The 17,156-nt window shown below is 64.7% G+C and carries 19 protein-coding genes; 13 read left to right on the top strand and 6 right to left on the bottom strand.

All coding sequences use genetic code 11. The features are described 5' to 3' along the window. The first annotated feature begins 217 nt into the window (after positions 1-217). The 3 genes from RAD15_RS01475 to RAD15_RS01465 are packed head-to-tail and all read left to right on the top strand — an operon-like array spanning position 218 to position 3,935. Entirely contained in the window at positions 218-1,441 is a 1,224-nt protein-coding gene (locus RAD15_RS01475; protein WP_458173664.1) for a hypothetical protein, read from the top strand. Continuing rightward, on the top strand, positions 1,438-2,538 hold the full coding sequence (locus tag RAD15_RS01470) for a hypothetical protein (protein WP_458173662.1): 1,101 nt from the start codon (positions 1,438-1,440) through the stop codon (positions 2,536-2,538). The genes RAD15_RS01475 and RAD15_RS01470 overlap by 4 nt, the downstream gene beginning before the upstream one ends. 11 nt (positions 2,539-2,549) lie before the next feature. Next, positions 2,550-3,935, top strand: a complete 1,386-nt coding sequence (locus RAD15_RS01465) for an esterase/lipase family protein (protein WP_458173660.1) — start codon at positions 2,550-2,552, stop codon at positions 3,933-3,935. On the opposite strand, the gene RAD15_RS01460 is transcribed toward RAD15_RS01465, so the two are convergent. Further along, positions 3,932-4,564, bottom strand: coding sequence for an ABC transporter ATP-binding protein (locus tag RAD15_RS01460; protein WP_458173658.1), 633 nt, complete (start codon positions 4,562-4,564; stop codon positions 3,932-3,934). The genes RAD15_RS01465 and RAD15_RS01460 overlap by 4 nt on opposite strands. Before the next feature lie 156 nt (positions 4,565-4,720). After that, a complete protein-coding gene (locus RAD15_RS01455) occupies positions 4,721-4,993 on the bottom strand; it encodes a hypothetical protein (protein WP_458173656.1) in 273 nt (90 codons plus the stop codon). Here RAD15_RS01455 and RAD15_RS01450 point away from each other — a divergent pair. The 3 genes from RAD15_RS01450 to RAD15_RS01440 all read left to right on the top strand — a co-directional run bounded on the left by RAD15_RS01450 (position 4,986) and on the right by RAD15_RS01440 (position 7,902). After that, positions 4,986-6,578: an ATP-binding protein gene (locus RAD15_RS01450; RefSeq protein WP_458173654.1), complete on the top strand. Its 1,593-nt coding sequence runs from the start codon at positions 4,986-4,988 to the stop codon at positions 6,576-6,578. The two genes, RAD15_RS01455 and RAD15_RS01450, sit on opposite strands and share 8 nt — an antisense overlap. A gap of 222 nt (positions 6,579-6,800) precedes the next feature. Further along, the gene (locus tag RAD15_RS01445; protein WP_458173652.1) at positions 6,801-7,382 is read left to right on the top strand and encodes a peroxidase-related enzyme; all 582 of its coding nucleotides are present in this window, start codon (positions 6,801-6,803) and stop codon (positions 7,380-7,382) included. Between the two features lie 22 nt (positions 7,383-7,404). Continuing rightward, positions 7,405-7,902 (top strand): MgtC/SapB family protein, encoded by a 498-nt coding sequence (locus RAD15_RS01440; protein WP_458173650.1) that lies wholly within the window; start codon positions 7,405-7,407, stop codon positions 7,900-7,902. Here the strand turns inward: RAD15_RS01440 and RAD15_RS01435 are convergent. From RAD15_RS01435 to RAD15_RS01425, 3 genes are all read right to left on the bottom strand, one after another. Beyond that, positions 7,899-10,451, bottom strand: coding sequence for an HAD-IC family P-type ATPase (locus RAD15_RS01435; protein WP_458173648.1), 2,553 nt, complete (start codon positions 10,449-10,451; stop codon positions 7,899-7,901). The two genes, RAD15_RS01440 and RAD15_RS01435, sit on opposite strands and share 4 nt — an antisense overlap. Then, positions 10,448-10,615, bottom strand: a complete 168-nt coding sequence (locus RAD15_RS01430) for a hypothetical protein (RefSeq protein ID WP_458173647.1) — start codon at positions 10,613-10,615, stop codon at positions 10,448-10,450. Before RAD15_RS01430 ends, RAD15_RS01435 begins: the two co-directional genes overlap by 4 nt. 180 nt (positions 10,616-10,795) lie before the next feature. Beyond that, entirely contained in the window at positions 10,796-10,951 is a 156-nt protein-coding gene (locus tag RAD15_RS01425) for a hypothetical protein (protein WP_458173646.1), read from the bottom strand. A gap of 269 nt (positions 10,952-11,220) precedes the next feature. On the opposite strand from RAD15_RS01425, the gene RAD15_RS01420 reads away from it, so the two are divergent. Further along, entirely contained in the window at positions 11,221-11,376 is a 156-nt protein-coding gene (locus RAD15_RS01420; RefSeq protein ID WP_212338915.1) for a hypothetical protein, read from the top strand. A 15-nt stretch (positions 11,377-11,391) separates the two neighbouring features. Here the strand turns inward: RAD15_RS01420 and RAD15_RS01415 are convergent, their stop codons facing one another. After that, positions 11,392-12,018: a ParB-like protein gene (locus RAD15_RS01415; protein WP_458173645.1), complete on the bottom strand. Its 627-nt coding sequence runs from the start codon at positions 12,016-12,018 to the stop codon at positions 11,392-11,394. Between the two features lie 326 nt (positions 12,019-12,344). Here RAD15_RS01415 and RAD15_RS01410 point away from each other — a divergent pair, with 326 nt between their 5' ends. From RAD15_RS01410 to RAD15_RS01385, 6 genes are all read left to right on the top strand, one after another. Beyond that, complete coding sequence (locus RAD15_RS01410) at positions 12,345-12,686, top strand: hypothetical protein (RefSeq protein WP_458173644.1); 342 nt, start codon at positions 12,345-12,347, stop codon at positions 12,684-12,686. Between the two features lie 221 nt (positions 12,687-12,907). Beyond that, positions 12,908-13,195: an acyl carrier protein gene (locus RAD15_RS01405; protein ID WP_007592476.1), complete on the top strand. Its 288-nt coding sequence runs from the start codon at positions 12,908-12,910 to the stop codon at positions 13,193-13,195. Positions 13,196-13,205: 10 nt separating this feature from the next. Beyond that, entirely contained in the window at positions 13,206-13,676 is a 471-nt protein-coding gene (locus RAD15_RS01400) for a 3-hydroxyacyl-ACP dehydratase FabZ family protein (protein ID WP_458173643.1), read from the top strand. Further along, positions 13,673-14,878 carry a beta-ketoacyl-ACP synthase gene (locus RAD15_RS01395; RefSeq protein ID WP_458173642.1) on the top strand — a complete coding sequence of 402 codons (1,206 nt, stop codon included), beginning with the start codon at positions 13,673-13,675 and terminating at the stop codon, positions 14,876-14,878. Before RAD15_RS01400 ends, RAD15_RS01395 begins: the two co-directional genes overlap by 4 nt. Positions 14,879-14,928: 50 nt before the next feature. Further along, positions 14,929-16,206: a beta-ketoacyl-ACP synthase gene (locus RAD15_RS01390; RefSeq protein ID WP_458173640.1), complete on the top strand. Its 1,278-nt coding sequence runs from the start codon at positions 14,929-14,931 to the stop codon at positions 16,204-16,206. 8 nt (positions 16,207-16,214) lie between these two features. Beyond that, entirely contained in the window at positions 16,215-17,147 is a 933-nt protein-coding gene (locus RAD15_RS01385; protein WP_458173638.1) for a lipid A biosynthesis lauroyl acyltransferase, read from the top strand. The last annotated feature ends 9 nt before the right edge of the window (positions 17,148-17,156 follow it).

The following is a 17,156-nucleotide window of genomic DNA, read 5'->3' as shown; positions in this document are numbered from 1 at the left end:
GATTAGGTCCCGTCAACAAACTCCTCGGATCGGGCTTACCGGGACACCGCCGATCAGTTGCGACCGGATCGCGCACGGCTGGACGTCAGCAACGCCTCCGCGCCGGGCGACAATTCGATCTCCTGCTTGAGCTGCCCTTGACGGCACCTGCTATCTAAAGGTGTACTGGAACCCGGAGCGTCAAGACGATCGGCGCGCCGGGAGTTGGGGGAGCTCGATGGCCAAACGATCCAAGAGCACGCGGCCGGCCGGCAATTCGGCGTCAGGGCGGATCGCCACGATACGCGCGGCCGGCGTGCGCGATACGCCCATCGACCATCCTGAGCGGCTCCCGCGCCTGGCACAGGAATGGGCCTATCTCCTGCGGGTGCGCTCGCGATGGGCGCCCGATGTCGAGTTGCGCAAGTCCATCGCCGGGCGCGCGGTCGAGGACCTCAAAAGCGTGGGCGTATCGCTCGACCGGCTGCGCGAACTGGCGAAAGCGGATCACATCGAGATCGAACTGCATGACTGGAATCGTGAGGACGCGCAGATCTGCGCGATCCATGAAGCGGCCTGCGAGATTCCCTGGGAGTATTTGCTCAGCTCCGGCACGCGCGCAGAAGGCCGCTACCACAGCGTCTTTATCTCGCGCCTCTTCGACAACGGACTGGCGCGGGTCAGACCGCATCCGCCGACCAGCGTTCTGTTCGTCGAGAGCGCGCCCGGACGCTTCAAGGACAAGTACGAATTCGAGGACGAGGAAAAACGCATCAGCGCCGCCGTCGGCGCCGCCAACAAGCCGGATGATGACAATTACTGGACGATCCTCCGCACACCGCAGAAGAGCGAGCTCGCCGATACGGTTCGCAAAAACTGGGAAGCGATCCACGTCACGGGAATAGACACACATCAGGCCGGATGGATGATCGACGATTTCTACGTGGACATGAAAGAGAAGAACAAGCAGCTCTTCGAAAGCCTGATCGATTCAGCCGGTCGGCTGCCTGATGGAATGATCCTCCGCCAGGACCATGAGAGCGAGCTTCCCGTTCTCTACGACGAGCTGGCCAGGATTCTGGTGGGTCCCACGCCACCGCGGATCGTGACGCTCAATCTCTACTATTCCGGCGCACGCATCGCGCGCGAGCTGGTCAGAAACAAGGCTCATGTCGCCGTCGGATTTCTCGACGAGATCGACGACGAACTGGCGGAGCTGTTTTTTCAGGCCTTCTACTGGAATTGGTGTCATGGAGAGAACAACAAGATCTTCTCGATCCCGGATGCATTCCTGAAGGCCTGGGACGCGATGCCCATGGACAAGGTGCACGGCACCTCGATCGTGATCTGGATGGGGCGCAGCGTCTTCGAGCCCGGCAGCAAGTCAATCAGCAAGACGGCGTCGAGAGCTTCCCCTGCAAGGAAGAAGGCGTCTCCCCGAAAGAAGAGGGCAGCCAGATGAACCCGATCCAGGTCGACCTGGAAGTGCCGGAGGAAATCAACTATTCCCTGCTGCACAACAACAGGCCCTTGCTCGACAAGCTGACGCTGACGCGGCTGGTTCGGGACACCGTTCATGCGATCACGATCCAGGTCGAGCTGTGTGTCGGCGCCGAGAACTATCCCTACCGGTACACGATCGCGGAGATGAAGGAATTGCAGCGCCCGCTGTCCTGCGACGTGATCATTCCCCTCACCTCCAGCTTGACCCGTTCGCTGCACGAACGTGTGCAGTCCGCCGTCTACGTCAAGGTGACTTGCGCCGGGCAAACCGTCTTCGAGGACACCAGACGCGTCACGCTGATACCGGTGGACGAATGGCTCGACGATACCGAGAACAATCCCTGGCTGCCGTCCTTCGTGCTGCCGCGAGATCCGGCAATCCTGAGGATCATCCAGGCCTCACGGCGTTACCTGATCGGCATCCTCGACGATCCCGGCGCAGGGTTCGACGGATATCAGCAGGGGGTCCAGCGTGTCGTCGATCGCCAGGTGCAGGCGATCTGGACAGCGCTTGTGAACGAGTATCGCCTGCAATACATCAACCCTCCCCCCGCCTACTCGGAACAGACGCAGCGGCTGCGCACCCCGAGCGAGATCATCGCGTCCAATACCGGCACCTGCATCGACCTCGCGCTGCTGCTCGCCTCGTGCCTCGAATATGTCGGTATTTTCCCGGTCGTGGTCCTGCTCACCGATCACGCCTTCGTCGGCTACTGGCGATCCGAAGGAGCTCACGACGACTTCAAGGGTGTGGTGAAGGTGCCCGCCACGGTGCCGGCCATCGGCGATGCCGCGACCCGCGACGCGGGATTGTGCTACGTCGACCCGTATGGCTGGCGGCTCACCAGGATGAGCTACACCGAGGTCATGGCCTATGTGGCATCGGGCGATCTCGTGATGCTGGAAGCCACCAACCTGACGGGAGCTGTCAGCTTCAAGGACGCGCAGAAGCAAGGCCGGGCCAATTTGCGTAGCCAGAAGGAATTCGACAGCCTGCTCGACATCCAGCGCGCACGCGAATTGAACGTCACACCGCTTCCAATCATCAACGAATGACGGCGTCGAACATGTCGCAGTTTGCCGCGGAAGATCCCAGGCGTTACCAGTCGCTGATCAAGGCGGCCGAGGATCACGACGACCTGTTTCAGGCCCTCTACGTCGATCACGATGACAAGATGGACTCCGTGTCCGGCCTGCGACGTCGCCGGCGGAGCATCTCCAACTCACCCGACGAAAATATCCTCGCAGCTTCACTGGTCGAGGAAAACGGCGTCCTGCGTTGGTATGACGGCGTTCCGGTCCGGAAGGAAGTGCCGCAGCGCCGCCGCCGTGCACGACGTGCCGGGGAACCGCCGCCGCTTCCCGACCAGACGGTCGTTCTGATCAAGGAGTTTCCGAGGCTCCAGCCCAACAAGGCCGCCGCCGCCATCGGCGCCATCGACATGCGCCTCAATTCCGCGATCGACGTCTCGCTGCAATCCCACCTCAAGCAATTGCGACGCGGCCCGCAAGGGTTCGTCATCGATGGCGCCGACGCCCATGGGCCATTCACTGGCCGCACCCTGTTGTTGGTCCACGGAACCTTTTCCAACGCCGTCAACATGATCGGTGAGTTCAAGGCAACGCCCGACGGCCAGGCATTTCTCAACGCCGCCTTTGACGGCGCCAACAAGTACGACCAGGTTCTCGTCTTCGAGCACGCGACGCTCGCCGTGAGCCCGGTGCTGAATGCACTCGAGCTCGGACGCGCTTTCAGCGGGGCCTCCGGAGACGTCCACGTCATCGCCCACAGCCGCGGAGGATTGATCGTGCGCTGGTGGCTGGAGGCCTTCGGCGGAGCGCTCGCAGCCAGGACGCGCGTCGTCTTCGCGGGCTCGCCGCTTTACGGCACCTCGCTGGCCGCGCCCGACAAGCTCCAGCACGCATTGGGCCTGATTTCCAACATCGGGACGTATGCCGAGAAGACGCTGACGCTCGTCGGCGGTGCCAATCCGTTCCTCTGGGTCGCGGGCAAGCTGGTCGAGGTGGTGATGACCGTCACCGGCACGTTAGCCAAGACACCCCTGCTCGACGGGCTCGTTGCGCTCATTCCCGGACTGTTCGGACAATCCAGGATCTCCAACAATTACGAGCTCAATCTGTTGCGGCTAGGTCCTTGCACGACGCAGCCGGCCTATTTCGTCGTCAAGTCGAACTTCGAGACGCCTGATCCCGGGTGGCAGTTCTGGAAGAACTTCAGGGCATTGAGAGCCGGCGACCTCGCCGCGGATGAGATCTTCCCCGACGAGAACGACCTCGTGGTCGACACCGGATCGATGACGGATCTGGGAGGCACCGGCTTCCCACTCACCGTCAGTGGAGAAGAATATTTTAGCAAGTCGCCCGACGTCTGGCACTGCAACTATTTCCGCCAGCAGCGGACCATCGCATTCATCCGGGCCAGTTTCGGCTAGCTTCCCGGCACCGACAGCTTCGCTGCGTGCTCACGGAACAACGCCCGCAACTGCCGTCGCAACGGCAGCAGCGGCTTCGACGCGGCACCGAGCCTGCCCGACGGCGCAATCAGATAGGCCTGGGTTTCGTCCTTGATGACGTGTTTCGCGTAGCCGGCCTCTGCGATCTGCCGTTCCAGCGCGCGCGTATCGTATTCACGCATGGCGTCGCGAACCTTCCTGCGGTAGTCGTCATCGGTGAAGAACAGCGCGTGCGCGAGCTCGTGCGTCAAGGTGCTGCCGCGGCCTTCGTAGATGCCGATCACATAGAACCGCCCGCGCAGCCTCGCGAACACGCGGAGCAGCCGCGTCTCCTTCTTCGTCAGCGGATCGAAGGCGCCGGCATAGAACGGAGCGAACGCCGTCGACGGCACGTTGAAGCCCGACCAGTCCTGGTAGTAGGTGAAGTTACCGTTTTGCCCGGCGTACCAGTCCATATACTGCTCGAGCGAGAAGACGCGGCCGTGGAATTTGGGGGACTCGTAGTGCTCCTGCACGCGCAGGAAGGTCGAGGTCAGCTCGTACTGGGTCTTGAACCGCAGCAGGTAGATGCCGGGCCCGACCCGCTGTTTGACGATCTTTGCCGGCATCCGCCGCGCCCTCTCCTTGGCTATCCCGAACCGCGCCGCATTCGCCGCTCTTCGGCATATGGTAAACCACTCCTTAACCGTCCGCAGCCGCGGCCGGCCTGGAAATGCAGCATTTCCCCGCCGTTTCCGCTCATATGTATGCACTGGGAACAAACCTCACAGTGGAATTGTCGCGGATTTAACGAAGCGGCCGCGCCCGCCGTTTAACCGTTTGTCCAGCGACGGCCGCGCATAGTCCGGACTAAACCCCTTGCTCTTGCCAGGTTCATTGATCGTGACATCCTTTGGACGCGTGATATCGGTTCGCGGATCGCTCGCCCGGGTCGGGCTTCTGGCCGAAAGCCGGATGCCGGTCTCGGAAGTTCGGGCAACCGTCGGCCGCTTCGTCAGTATCCGCAGCGCCAGCTCGGTCATCGTCGCGATGATCACCGAGGTCTCCTGCGAGAACCTGGCGAGCAGCGACAATTACATCGCGATCGCCTCGGTCGACCTGCTCGGCGAGATCATGAACGCCAGCGACAAGCCGAAATTCCAGCGCGGCGTCACCAATTATCCGACCATCGGCGATGCGGTCGACCTGATCACGAGCCAGGAGCTGCGCACGATCTACGCGCCGACCGGCTCGGACCAGATCAATGTCGGCTTCCTCCAGCAGGACCGTTCCGTCATCGCGTATGTCGACGTCGAGGAAATGCTGTCCAAGCATTTCGCGGTGCTGGGATCGACCGGCGTCGGTAAATCGACCGGCGTCTCGCTGCTGCTCAACGAGATCCTGAAGGCGCGCCCGAACCTGCGCATCTTCCTGCTCGACGTCCACAACGAATATGGCCGCTGCTTCGGCGACCGCGCGCTGGTGCTCAACCCGCGAAACCTGAAGCTGCCGTTCTGGCTGTTCAACTTCGAGGAAATCGTCGACGTGCTGTTCGGCGGCCGCGCCGGCGTGCCCGAGGAGCTCGACATCCTCGCCGAGGTGATCCCGCTCGCCAAGGGCGTCTACACCCAGTACCAGAACGCCGACCGCATCGGCCTCAAGCGCATCGACCCCAAGCAGATCGGCTACACCGTCGACACGCCGGTGCCGTACCGCCTCGTCGATCTGATGTCGCTGATCGACGAGCGCATGGGCAAGCTCGAGAACCGCTCCTCGCGCATCATCTATCACAAGCTAATCTCGCGCATCGAGGCGGTGCGCAACGACCCGCGCTACGCCTTCATGTTCGACAACGCCAATGTCGGCGGCGACACCATGGCCGAGGTCATCAGCCATCTGTTCCGCCTGCCCGCCAACGGCAAGCCGATGACGGTGATGCAGCTCGCCGGCTTCCCGGCCGAGGTCATCGACTCCGTCGTCTCGGTGCTGTGCCGGATGGCCTTCGACTTCGGCCTGTGGAGCGACGGCGTCTCGCCGCTGCTGTTCGTCTGCGAGGAAGCGCACCGCTACGCCTCCGCCGACCGCAACATCGGCTTCGGTCCGACCCGCAAGGCGGTGTCGCGCATCGCCAAGGAAGGCCGTAAATACGGCGTCTATCTCGGCCTCATCACGCAGCGCCCCGCCGAGCTCGACGCCACCATCATCTCCCAGTGCAACACGCTGTTCACGATGCGCCTTGCCAACGAACGCGACCAGGCGCTGCTGCGCGCCGCCGTGTCCGACGCCGCCGCGAACCTGCTCTCGTTCGTGCCCTCGCTCGGCACCCGCGAAGTGCTGGCGTTCGGCGAAGGCGTCGCGTTGCCGACGCGCTTGCGCTTCAAGGAGGTGCCGCCGCACCAACTGCCGCGCGGCGAAGCCACCATTAGCAGCGTGCCGTCGGTCACCTCCGGCCACGACATGCATTTCGTCGGTGCCGTGCTCGAACGCTGGCGCGGCGCCACCTCGCAGCGCGACGTGCCGAACGATCCGGTGTTCGCGGCCCCGCCGGCGAAGTCGATGTCCAGCCTCGAAGCCCCGATGCTGCAGCCCTCGATGGGGCTCGATCCCGACCGCTTCTCGCTGTTGAAGAAGCCGCTGCGGTAACACAGCTCTCGTGTCCCGGACGCGCCGCAGCGCGTAGCGCTGCCGCGCAGAGCCGGGACCCACGCCACATGCACTGCGCTCTCGGAAACATGGGCCCCGGCTCTGCAGCGCACCGCTGAAGAAGCGCTGCGCCGCGTCCGGGGCACGAGACCTCGCGACCCCACTGGAGCCACTCGCCTGCATGGACTATGTTTCCTGCCCCCAAAGCCGGAATCCATGCCCATGACAACAACCGCCACGCCACGCTTCCCCGCTCCCGCCCTCGACACGCTGCCCGACGACATCCGCACGCGCCTCCTCGGCGTGCAGGAGAAGAGCGGCTTCGTGCCGAACGTGTTCCTGACGCTGGCCTACCGTCCCGACGAGTTCCGCGCCTTCTTCGCCTATCACGACGCATTGATGGAGAAGGACGGCGGTATCACCAAGGCCGAGCGCGAGATGATCGTGGTGGCGACGTCCGCCGCCAATCAGTGCCAGTACTGCGTGATCGCGCATGGCGCTATCCTGCGCATCCGCGCCAAGAATCCGCTGATTGCCGACCAGGTCGCGGTGAACTACCGCAAAGCCGACATCACGCCGCGGCAGAAGGCGATGCTCGACTTCGCGATGAAGGTCTCGGCCGATGCGCAGCGGATATCGGAGGACGATTTCGCCGCGCTTCAACCGCACGGCTTCAGCGACGACGACATCTGGGACATCGCGGCAATCTCCGCGTTCTTCGCACTGTCGAACCGGCTGGCGAATTTCACGGGCATGCGGCCGAACGAGGAGTTCTATCTGATGGGACGACTGCCGAAGAAATGAATGACACGGTGACTGACGAGCAATGATGGACTGGCCTGAGATTCTTCTGCGCCTCGGCGTTGCCACCCTCGCTGGCTGCGCCATCGGCCTCAATCGTGACCTGCACGGCAAGCCGATCGGGCTGAAGACGCTCGGCATCGTCGGGCTCTCGACCGCGACCGTCGTATTGCTGGCCGTGCAGTTCGCCGAGGCCGGCAAGATCACCGATGCGGCGAGCCGCGTCATCCAGGGCATCCTCACCGGCATCGGCTTCCTCGGTGCCGGCGTCATCGTCCACGAAAGCGAGAAGTTTCGCGTCCGCGGCCTGACCAGCGCCGCTTGCACCTTCTTCGCCGCCTGCCTCGGCATCGCCTGCGGCGTCGGCCAGTGGCCGATCGTCGGCACGGCGCTGACACTGGCCTTCATGATCCTCACCGTCGGTAACCGCACCGAGCACTGGCTGCACCGGATGCTCGGTGGCAGGAACGAGACGCATCAAACCGATGCGCCGCCGAAGCCCGGCTCTCCGGGTACGAACTAGAACCGGAGCCGCCGCGCCCACAGCGGCTTCAGCGCTTCGAGCACCGTCAGCACCAGCAGTCCCGCGCCAAGCGTGATCAACAGATCATCGGCATGCAGCGGACCAAAGCGGAACAGGCTGGAGGCCGGCGGCCAGAGCAGTGCGGTGGCAAGCACAAAGGCGATGGACAGAAATATCCAGAGCAATGCGGGGTTGGGACGGAAGAATGCCGACACGAACGAAGCGCTGAAGGATCGGTTGACCAGGACCAGCGCGACGACGCAGACGACCAGCGCGACGAAGGCGAGCGTCCGCGCCTCGTCCGGCGGAAGCCCGGAGTAAAGCGCGGCGACGAATATCACAGCGATCAAGGCGAGCGACAGCGCGCCCTGGAACATGCTCCAGCCGACCAGGGGCCACGAGAACAGCTCGGCATCAGCTCGCCGCGGCGGGCGCATCATGACATCGCGCTCCTCGCGCTCGGCTTCGAACACCAGCGAGCAGACGGGATCGATGATCAGTTCCAGAAACGCGATGTGAACCGGGCCGAGGATCAGGGGCAGCCCGAAGACCAGCGGAAGCAAGGCAAGCCCCGCGATCGGAACGTGGACGGCGAAAATGAAGGCCATCGCCTTGCGCAGATTGTCGTAGATGCGGCGCCCCAGGCGGATGGACGCCACGATGGAGCTGAAATCGTCGTCGAGCAGGACGATCGAGGATGCCTCGCGGGCGACATCGGTGCCGCGTCCGCCCATCGCGATCCCGATATTGGCGGCCTTCAGCGAGGGCGCATCGTTGACGCCGTCGCCGGTCATCGCGACGATCTCGCCGCTGGCCTTCATGGCCTGAACGATCCGCAGCTTCTGTTCCGGCAAGACCCGCGCGAAGACGTTCGCGCTCGCAACGAGCTCGTTCAGCTCGGCCTCGTCTGCGCCCCTGATCTGCTCGCCCGTCACGGCATCCTCGACGTCGAGCCCGGCCTGCCTCGCGATCGCCATCGCGGTTGCCGGATAGTCGCCCGTGATCATGGCGACGCGGATGCCCGCCGCGCGGCACTCGCGGACCGCTTCGGGAACGGCCGGACGGAGCGGATCGGCAAGTCCGACGAGGCCAACGAAGCGAAACGCGAAAGCCTCCTGGGATGGCGGCAGGGATTTGTCGTCGCAAGCGGCAGTGGCCACACCGAGGACGCGGAGCCCGTCCTTGGCCATCGCACCGACGGCGTCCCGCATCGCGGCCTGATCCGCGCCATCCAGCCTGCAGAGACGGGCAATCGCCTCGGGCGCGCCCTTGGCCGAGACGAAGCATCCCGGCTGGCGTGGCGACTGCCAGACCTGCGTCATGGCGAGCAGCTCGGGGCGCAGGCCGTAGGTGCGCACCAATGTCGGGCTGTCCTCCGTTGCGCCTCTCGCGCGCAGAGCCGTATCGGCGAAGGCATGCAGGGCCTTCTCCATCGGATCGAACGGTTCAGGAGAGCTCGCCAGCGCGCTGCAACGGACCAGTTCGAAGAACTCCGCCCCGACATCGGCGCCCTCCGACGCTGCGGGGCGCATGCACGCCCCGTCGAGCCGCCGCAGCTCCGCAACCGACATCTGGTTCTGGGTCAGGGTCCCGGTCTTGTCGGTGCACAGCACCGTGGCGGAGCCGAGCACTTCGATGGCCGCGGCGCGCCGGGTCAGCACCCGCGCCTTGGAAATGCGCCAGGCGCCCATGGCCATGAACACGGTGAGGACCACGGCAAATTCCTCGGGCAGCATGGACATGCCGATGGCGATGCCGCCGAGCAGGGCTTGCAGCCAATCGCCCCGCAAAGTGCCGTAAAGCAGGACGGCAGCAAGGCTGACCACCGCGCCGCCGAGAAAGCACAGCCGCACCAGCCGCGCAGTCTGCTGCTGGAGCCGGGGCGGCTCCGCCTGCAGGCCATGCAGCGAGAGGCCGATCTTGCCGATCTCGCTGCGAGGACCGGTGGCCTCGACCCGCGCCAGCCCTTCGCCTCGCACGACCAGCGCGCCGGAATACACGAACGGCTGATCGTCGCCGCCGGGCCGATGATCGGCCAAAGCGGCGTTCGCCACGACCTGCTTCCGAACGGGCACCGATTCTCCCGTCAGCAGGGACTCGTCCACCTGCAGATCGCGCGCATCCATGATCACTGCATCGGCGGGGATCCGATCGCCTTCGGCCAGCACGAGAAGATCGCCGCGCACGACGTCCCGGCCCGGTATCCGCCGCCGCTCGCCGTCCCGGATCACGAGGGCCCGCGGGCTGGTCAGGTCTCGCAACGCTTCCAGCACGCGCTCGGTGCGGGTCTCCTGCACGATCGTGATCACGACGGAGATGGCGCCGAACGCCAGCAGCAGCAGCGCCTCGCGGAGGTCGCCGAGCAGGAGGTAGACCAGCCCGCCGCACAGCAGCAGCGCGAGCATCGGTTCGCGCAGCACTTCCAGAACGATGCGCAGCGGCGTGCGCCGTTCGGGCCGAGGCAGTTCGTTGTGGCCGTCCTGTTGCAGCCGCAACCGGGCTTCGGCTTCGCTCAGTCCGGCCGAGCCGCTGCCTTGTACCTTGCTCACGCCTTCCGCCGCAGGCTCCATACGCTTGCGGCCCCCACGATGGCGGTGACGAGCAGGACGGCGACGAAGGTCTGGATGATGGTGAAGTTCAGCGCATCACGCGCCACGAACAGCGCGGTGATCGCGCCGGCGACGATAAAGACGATGCGAAAGATGATGCTCACGGCCAGGTCTCCAGGTCTCTTGTCTCCAGGTCTGCATGACGTGGAGCCGACCTTGACGTGGAGCAGACCCCGGCCTTTCGGCACGTGGCGCAACGCTGGTCCGGCAATCATGCAGGCGGACCATAGCCGCCTGCGCTACAGCGAATTTGCGGAAGATCAAGCGTATCCGCCGCCTGGCCGCTAGCGCTTCGCCATCAGATCCAGCGCCGGGGCAAAGCGCTCGGCGAACGTTGCTGCCTTGGCCTCGCGCGCTGCGGCAAGCGAGGCCGAGATGAAGGTGTGAAACCCGACCGATACGACCGCGAGCAAGGCGGCGGCGAGAATGAAACGGCGCATGTCCTCCTCCTTCGTGAACTCGACTTCCAGGAAGGATGAGACGGCTTTGTTTCAGGACGGTTTCGTCGGCGCGGAAAATGATGTCGCTCAAGCGGCTGTGATGAGAGCCGGCTTATCGGGCCGCATGCCGTAACCAACTAATAATAGTCGGCGTAGCCTTGCAGCGACCAGAATCGGGAATTTTACCCCCGTGTTCACGATCGTGAATCGCAAGGCCGCCGCGACAGGCAGCACTTGCCTCGCATGCGGAGTCGTCGAGGACTACTCAAATGAACGTCGTCATTCAGAAGCTCAATGGTCTATGGCACCTCATCATCGGGTCGTGCCGGATCCGAACGCCCTTCCTGGCAACCCAGGATCGCGCGCTGGTCGTCACCTACGCGCGGCGCGCTTATCCCGGCGCCAAGATCTTCCAGCGCGACTGATATGAGCGGTTGCGCTCAATCATCCTCCGCCGGGCCGCACCAGCCGGGCAGATAGATGGCGTCCTTGCTCTTGGCCGAGGCCAGGGCCTTCTCGAGCGCCCTGTCGAAATTGGCATCCACCGCCTTGCGCGACAGCTTCCGGCGCAGAAAGTCGGCCCACAGGAATTCGGAGAACGGCGTGGTGTCCTTGGCAAAGCCGCCCATGCGGCGCAATTCGCCGGCAAGGCTGCGGAACGGATCGTCCTTGAGATCGGCGACCGATTTCGGCAGGTCCCGGAACGCCCGCCGCTCGCCCTTGGCGTCGTAGGGATAGACCCAGCGCTTGTTGTCCATCACGCCCCAGAACGCCTCGCGCTCGACCATTCTGAGGTCGCCGACGATGGTAACCAGCACCTCCTTGACGCCTTCGTCATGCAGCGCCCGGCCGAGATGATGATGGTCGATCACGTAGTAGCGCTGGTCCGGGCCGTAGACGACGGGGATCATGTGCTTGCCGAGCAGGTCGGCCTGCTTCTTCTTGTCGTGCTCCCGCCAGCGCTTGCGCTTCTCCTTGACCTCGCGCATGCCGACCGTCATCTGCGTCGGCCGAAGCGACAGGATCGGGACCGGGTGCACTCTCGGCTCGCGCGCGTTGGTGGTCATGGTCCTGGGATCCCTCACTTGATTGCAACGGCTGGTTCAGGTTCCAGAGGTTATGCCATGAGGTCCGCGCAGGTAAAATGCGTTCGGCCGGGCGCGGAGATCACAAGCGGATGTGGGCGGGAGTGAAGACGCCACCGCCATGGCCGCTATTGCAACGCGACCCGTGCTGGCCTGACACCAGGATGACGGCCGGTTCCGCGATGGTTCGCTGCGCCCCTGCAGGATAGTGCAAACGTGCAATGCACGTGCGCGTTGAGAAGATTTTCTGCAACGTGTTCTCCACGTGTGCTATCTAAAAATCGCTGCTTCGGAGTGATCCCCGCACCATGAAAACCCAGCGGCCCATAAGCTCGGATGACGAGCACCGGGTGCTCCAGTTCAGGCCGCGCACCTCGCCTTCCCCAGCGGTCCACCGGGGCAACGGGACCGTGCAGCCGTTGCGTGTCGCGCCCGCACCGCTCGACCTGTCGCGCTACGAGCAGCCCCGCACCGAACCTGACCACTTCCGCCACCGCATGCTCGCCAACATCGCGGCGCTCGCCTTCACCATCGCCCTGACCGCAATCGGGATCTGGCTCGCCGTCAGCATCGCCGACCTGCGCCGGACCCAGGATTGCGTGCTGATGGGCCGCCGCGACTGCGTCAAGATCACGACGCCGCATATCTAGGCGGGCGGAGTGCCCGCCCAGGCCGAAGGCGTTACCGGCGGCGTCCCCAGCCCCTGTCCTTAGGCCTGTCCGGCTCCATTGAACTCAGGGCGGCGCTCCGATATACGGGCTTTCGACCCGGCCAGAGGGGGGTTTGAGGGCGTCATCAGGGGCGCGATGCCCACCCACCGTGCCACTCTGGAAAATCTGACAAATATCCGCAATATATCAAAGGCTTAGTGATGTCTTCCACATTCGATCAGGTCGCCACGATCATCGCTGAAACCTGCGACATCCCGCGCGACACGATCACGCCGGATAGCCATGCCATCGATGACCTCGGCATCGACAGCCTCGATTTCCTTGATATCGCGTTCGCGATCGACAAGCAGTTCGGCATCAAGCTGCCATTGGAAAAGTGGACCCAGGAGGTCAACGACGGCAAGGCGACCACCGAGCAGTATTTCGTGCTGAAGAATTTGTGCGCCCGCATCGACGAACTGGTTGCGGCCAAGGGCGCGAGCGCCTAAGCGCGCGGCCATGCAACTCGAATACTTCCACATGATCGATCGGATCGTCGACCTCAACGTCGACGAGAAGAAGATCGTCGTCGAGGCCCAGGTCCCCAAGGAGAGCACCATCTTCGAGGGGCACTTCCCGGGCTATCCCTTGATGCCCGGCGTGCTCCTGATCGAATCGATGGCGCAGGCCTCCGGCTGGCTTCAGCTCGGCGTGTTCAAGTTCGAGCGCATGCCGATCCTTGCCGCCGTGAAGGAAGGCAAGGTCCGCGGCTCGGTCTTCCCCGGCGATCTCATGAGCATCGAGGCGAGCCTCACCTATGAGGGCTCGGGCTATGCCATGACCGAAGCCAAGATCAGGGTCGGCGGCAAGCTGCGCGCGAACTCGTCGCTCACCTTCACGCTGATTCCCTTCCCCAATGCGGATATGCGCGGATACATGGCGAAAGTCGCCGAGCGCGTCGGGTTTCCGCAACAGGTCGTATCGCCATGACTGACACTGCTTCGAAGCCCGGCCAGACGGAAGTCTGGATCACAGGCATTGGACTCGCGACTTCGCTTGGCGAGGGCCTCGACGCCAACTGGGCCGCGCTCCAGGACAGACGCATCAACGTCGACGAGAAGGGCTTTGCGCCCTACGTCGTGCATCCCCTGATGCCTGTGACCTTCGACAGCCAGATCCCGAAGAAGGGCGACCAGCGCCAGATGGAAGCCTGGCAGCGCATCGGCACCTATGCCGCCGGGCTTGCGCTCGACTCCGCCGGGATCAAGGGCAACAAGGACATCCTGTCGAAAATCGACATGGTGGTGGCCGCCGGCGGCGGCGAGCGCGACCTCAACGTCGACACCGGCGTGCTTACGGCCGAGGCCAAGGGTGCCAACGCGCCCGGCTTCCTCAACGAGCGGCTGATGAGCGATCTCAGGCCCACGCTGTTTTTGGCCCAGCTCTCCAACCTGCTCGCCGGCAACATCGCCATCGTGCATGGTCTTGGCGGCACCTCGCGCACCTTCATGGGCGAAGAGGTGGCCGGCGCCGACGCCGCCCGCATCGCGCTGGCGCGCATCGCCTCGGGCGAGAGCGACATTGCGCTGGTCGGCGGCTCGCATAATGGCGAGCGCAAGGACCTGATGGTCCTCTACGAATTCGGCGACTTCAATCTGAAGGACAAGTTCGCCCCCGTCTGGGCGCGCAAGGACCACGCCGGCTTCGCGCTGGGATCTGCCGGCGCCTTCCTGGTGCTGGAATCGAAGGCGCATGCGGAAGCGCGCGGCGCGAAGCCGTTCGCGAAGCTGTCGAGCGTCGTCGCCGACCTCGCCCGCCGCAAGCAGCCCGGCGACATGGCCGCGACGCTGGAGAAGCTCTGGGCCAAGCTGCCGAAGCGCGAGGGCAAGGGCGCGATCATATCGGGCGCGACCGGCGCGGAGCCTGCGACGAGCGAGGAGCGCGGCTTCCTGAAGGGCCACGCCGACTTCCCGGTGCGCGCGACCGGAACGATGTTCGGTCACGCCATGGAAACGCAATTTCCGCTCGGCATCGCGCTCGCCGCGCTGTCGATCTCGCGCGGCGCGCTGTTTCCGCCGAACGATTCGACCGGAACCGAGATTGAAATGCAGGGCGCGCCCACCCAGATTGTGGTGGTGGGGGCTGGACACTGGCGCGGCGAAGGCATGGCGCTGGTCGAAGCAGTGAGCTGAAGCGCAGGCGCGCTTTGGCGGGATGACGCTTGAGCTTGATCGGGGGACACATGACTGCACCACGCGACAAATTCGGGCGCCCCGTCGTCGTCGTCACCGGCATGGGCATCATGACCTCGCTCGGCGCCGGCAAGGCCGACAATTGGGCCAAGCTCGTCGCCGGCGAATCCGGCATCCGCACCATCACGCGCTTTCCGGTCGAGGGTTTGAAGACCACGATGGCCGGCACCGTCGATTTCGTCAGCGTCGATCCGTTTTCCTCCACCGGCCTGTCCGAACGGATGGCTGAACTCGTGACGCAGGAAGCGCTCGAGCAGGCCGGCATTGGCGCCAAGGCGGATTTCCCGGGCCCCCTCTTCCTTGCGGTCGCACCTGTCGAAGTCGAGTGGCCGCAGCGCCGCGAACTCGGCCGCGCCGTCGGCAAGCTCGACTTCACCTATGACGATTTGCTGCGCATCTCCGGCGGCGGCAAGTACAGCGCCTATCATCACCGCTTCATGTTCGGGTCGGTGGCCGCGCATCTTGCGGAAACCTTTGGCACCAAGGGCTCGCCGATCTCGCTGTCGACGGCCTGCGCGTCCGGAGCCACCTCGATCCAGCTCGGCGTCGAGGCGATCCGCCGCGGCGAGACCGATGCCGCGCTGTGCGTCGCGACCGACGGCACCGTGAATCCGGAAGCCCTCGTGCGCTTCTCGCTGCTCTCGGCGCTATCGACCCAGAACGATCCGCCGCAGGCGGCCTCCCGTCCCTTCTCCAAGAACCGCGACGGTTTTGTCATGGCCGAAGGCGCCGGCGCGCTGGTGCTGGAGAGCTACGAAGCCGCTACCGCACGTGGGGCAAAAATCCTCGGCGTGATCGCCGGCTGCGGCGAGCTCACCGATTCCTTCCATCGCACCCGCTCGTCTCCTGATGGGAAGCCGATCATCGGCTGCATGAACAAGACGCTGGCCGATGCCGGCATGACGCCGGACCAGATCGACCACATCAACGCGCACGGCACCGCGACGCCCGAGAACGACAAGATGGAGTACAACACGACATCGGCCGTGTTCGGCGACCTCGTCTCGAAGATTCCCGTCACCTCCAACAAGTCGATGGTCGGCCACACCATCTCCGCCGCCGGCGCGGTGGAGGCGATCTTCTCGCTGCTCACGCTCGAGCATCAGCGCATTCCGCCGACGATCAACTACGAGACGCCGGATCCCACGATCCTGTTCGACGTCGTCGGCAACAAGGCGCGCGATGCCCGCGTCACCGCTGTCATGTCGAACTCGTTCGGCTTCGGCGGCCAGAACGCCTCGCTGATCCTGACCCGCGAACCGGCCTGACCGGACGCATGGCGCTGCTGACTGCGAGCATGAAGGCCCGCGCGCGGGAGGCTGCAAAGTCGATTGGCGGCAGCCTGATTGGCGCGGCCACCGTCGGCTTGCTGCGCACCACCCGCTATTTCGATCCGGCCAAGACCTCGGACTTTTTCGCGCGCGTCGTGAAGCTGATCGGCCCGCGCCTGCGCGAGCACCGCATCGGCCGCGCCAACCTCAGCGCCGCCTTTCCCGAGAAATCGCCGGAAGAGATCGACAACATCCTGATGGGCGTCTGGGACAATCTCGGCCGCGTCGGCGCCGAGTTCGCCCATATCGACCACGTCTGGGACTACGACCGCGACCACCCCGAAAACAGCCGGATCGAATTGCCCAAGCGCAGCATCGAGCTGTTCGACCAGATCCGCGACGACGGCAAGCCGGCGCTGATCTTCGCCGCGCATCTGGCCAACTGGGAATTACCGGCGCTCGCCGCCGTCGCGCATGGGCTCGACGCTGCGATCCTCTACCGCCGCCCGAACATCGCCTCCGCCGACCGCATCATCCAGGAGATGCGCCAGGTCAACATGGGCACGCTGATCCCGGCGGGCCGCGACGCGCCGCTGCGGCTCGCGCAGGCGCTGAAAGACGGCAAGCACGTCGCCATGCTGATCGACCAGTATCTGACCGGCGGCGTCGAGGTCACCTTCTTCGGCCGCAAGACCCGCGCCAATCCGATGCTGGCGCGCCTCCTGCGCCAGGTCGAATGCCCGATCCACGGCGTCCGCATCATTCGCCTGCCCGGCAACCGCTTCACCGCCGAGATCACCGAGGAAGTCCCGCCTGTGCGCGATGCCGACGGCAAGATCGACATCCAGGGCACCACGCAGGCGATCACCAGCGTGGTGGAAGGCTGGGTACGCGAGCATCCCGAGCAGTGGCTCTGGCTGCATCGCCGGTGGCGGTAGCTGCGCGGT

The organism is Bradyrhizobium sp. 14AA (assembly GCF_054185205.1).
The sequence above is the reverse complement of the archived record's forward strand: the minus strand, read 5'-3'. Positions and strand labels throughout refer to the sequence as shown.

Excerpts from the sequence above, each read along its gene's own strand:
- RAD15_RS01475 (WP_458173664.1), top strand. The coding sequence starts at position 218 with ATGGCCAAACGATCCAAGAGCACGCGGCCGGCCGGCAATTCGGCGTCA.
- RAD15_RS01470 (WP_458173662.1), top strand. The coding sequence starts at position 1,438 with ATGAACCCGATCCAGGTCGACCTGGAAGTGCCGGAGGAAATCAACTAT.
- RAD15_RS01465 (WP_458173660.1), top strand. The coding sequence starts at position 2,550 with ATGTCGCAGTTTGCCGCGGAAGATCCCAGGCGTTACCAGTCGCTGATC.
- RAD15_RS01460 (WP_458173658.1), bottom strand. The coding sequence starts at position 4,564 with ATGCCGGCAAAGATCGTCAAACAGCGGGTCGGGCCCGGCATCTACCTG.
- RAD15_RS01450 (WP_458173654.1), top strand. The coding sequence starts at position 4,986 with ATGATCACCGAGGTCTCCTGCGAGAACCTGGCGAGCAGCGACAATTAC.
- RAD15_RS01445 (WP_458173652.1), top strand. The coding sequence starts at position 6,801 with ATGACAACAACCGCCACGCCACGCTTCCCCGCTCCCGCCCTCGACACG.
- RAD15_RS01440 (WP_458173650.1), top strand. The coding sequence starts at position 7,405 with ATGATGGACTGGCCTGAGATTCTTCTGCGCCTCGGCGTTGCCACCCTC.
- RAD15_RS01425 (WP_458173646.1), bottom strand. The coding sequence starts at position 10,951 with ATGCGCCGTTTCATTCTCGCCGCCGCCTTGCTCGCGGTCGTATCGGTC.
- RAD15_RS01420 (WP_212338915.1), top strand. The coding sequence starts at position 11,221 with ATGAACGTCGTCATTCAGAAGCTCAATGGTCTATGGCACCTCATCATC.
- RAD15_RS01415 (WP_458173645.1), bottom strand. The coding sequence starts at position 12,018 with ATGACCACCAACGCGCGCGAGCCGAGAGTGCACCCGGTCCCGATCCTG.
- RAD15_RS01410 (WP_458173644.1), top strand. The coding sequence starts at position 12,345 with ATGAAAACCCAGCGGCCCATAAGCTCGGATGACGAGCACCGGGTGCTC.
- RAD15_RS01405 (WP_007592476.1), top strand. The coding sequence starts at position 12,908 with ATGTCTTCCACATTCGATCAGGTCGCCACGATCATCGCTGAAACCTGC.
- RAD15_RS01400 (WP_458173643.1), top strand. The coding sequence starts at position 13,206 with ATGCAACTCGAATACTTCCACATGATCGATCGGATCGTCGACCTCAAC.
- RAD15_RS01395 (WP_458173642.1), top strand. The coding sequence starts at position 13,673 with ATGACTGACACTGCTTCGAAGCCCGGCCAGACGGAAGTCTGGATCACA.
- RAD15_RS01390 (WP_458173640.1), top strand. The coding sequence starts at position 14,929 with ATGACTGCACCACGCGACAAATTCGGGCGCCCCGTCGTCGTCGTCACC.
- RAD15_RS01385 (WP_458173638.1), top strand. The coding sequence starts at position 16,215 with ATGGCGCTGCTGACTGCGAGCATGAAGGCCCGCGCGCGGGAGGCTGCA.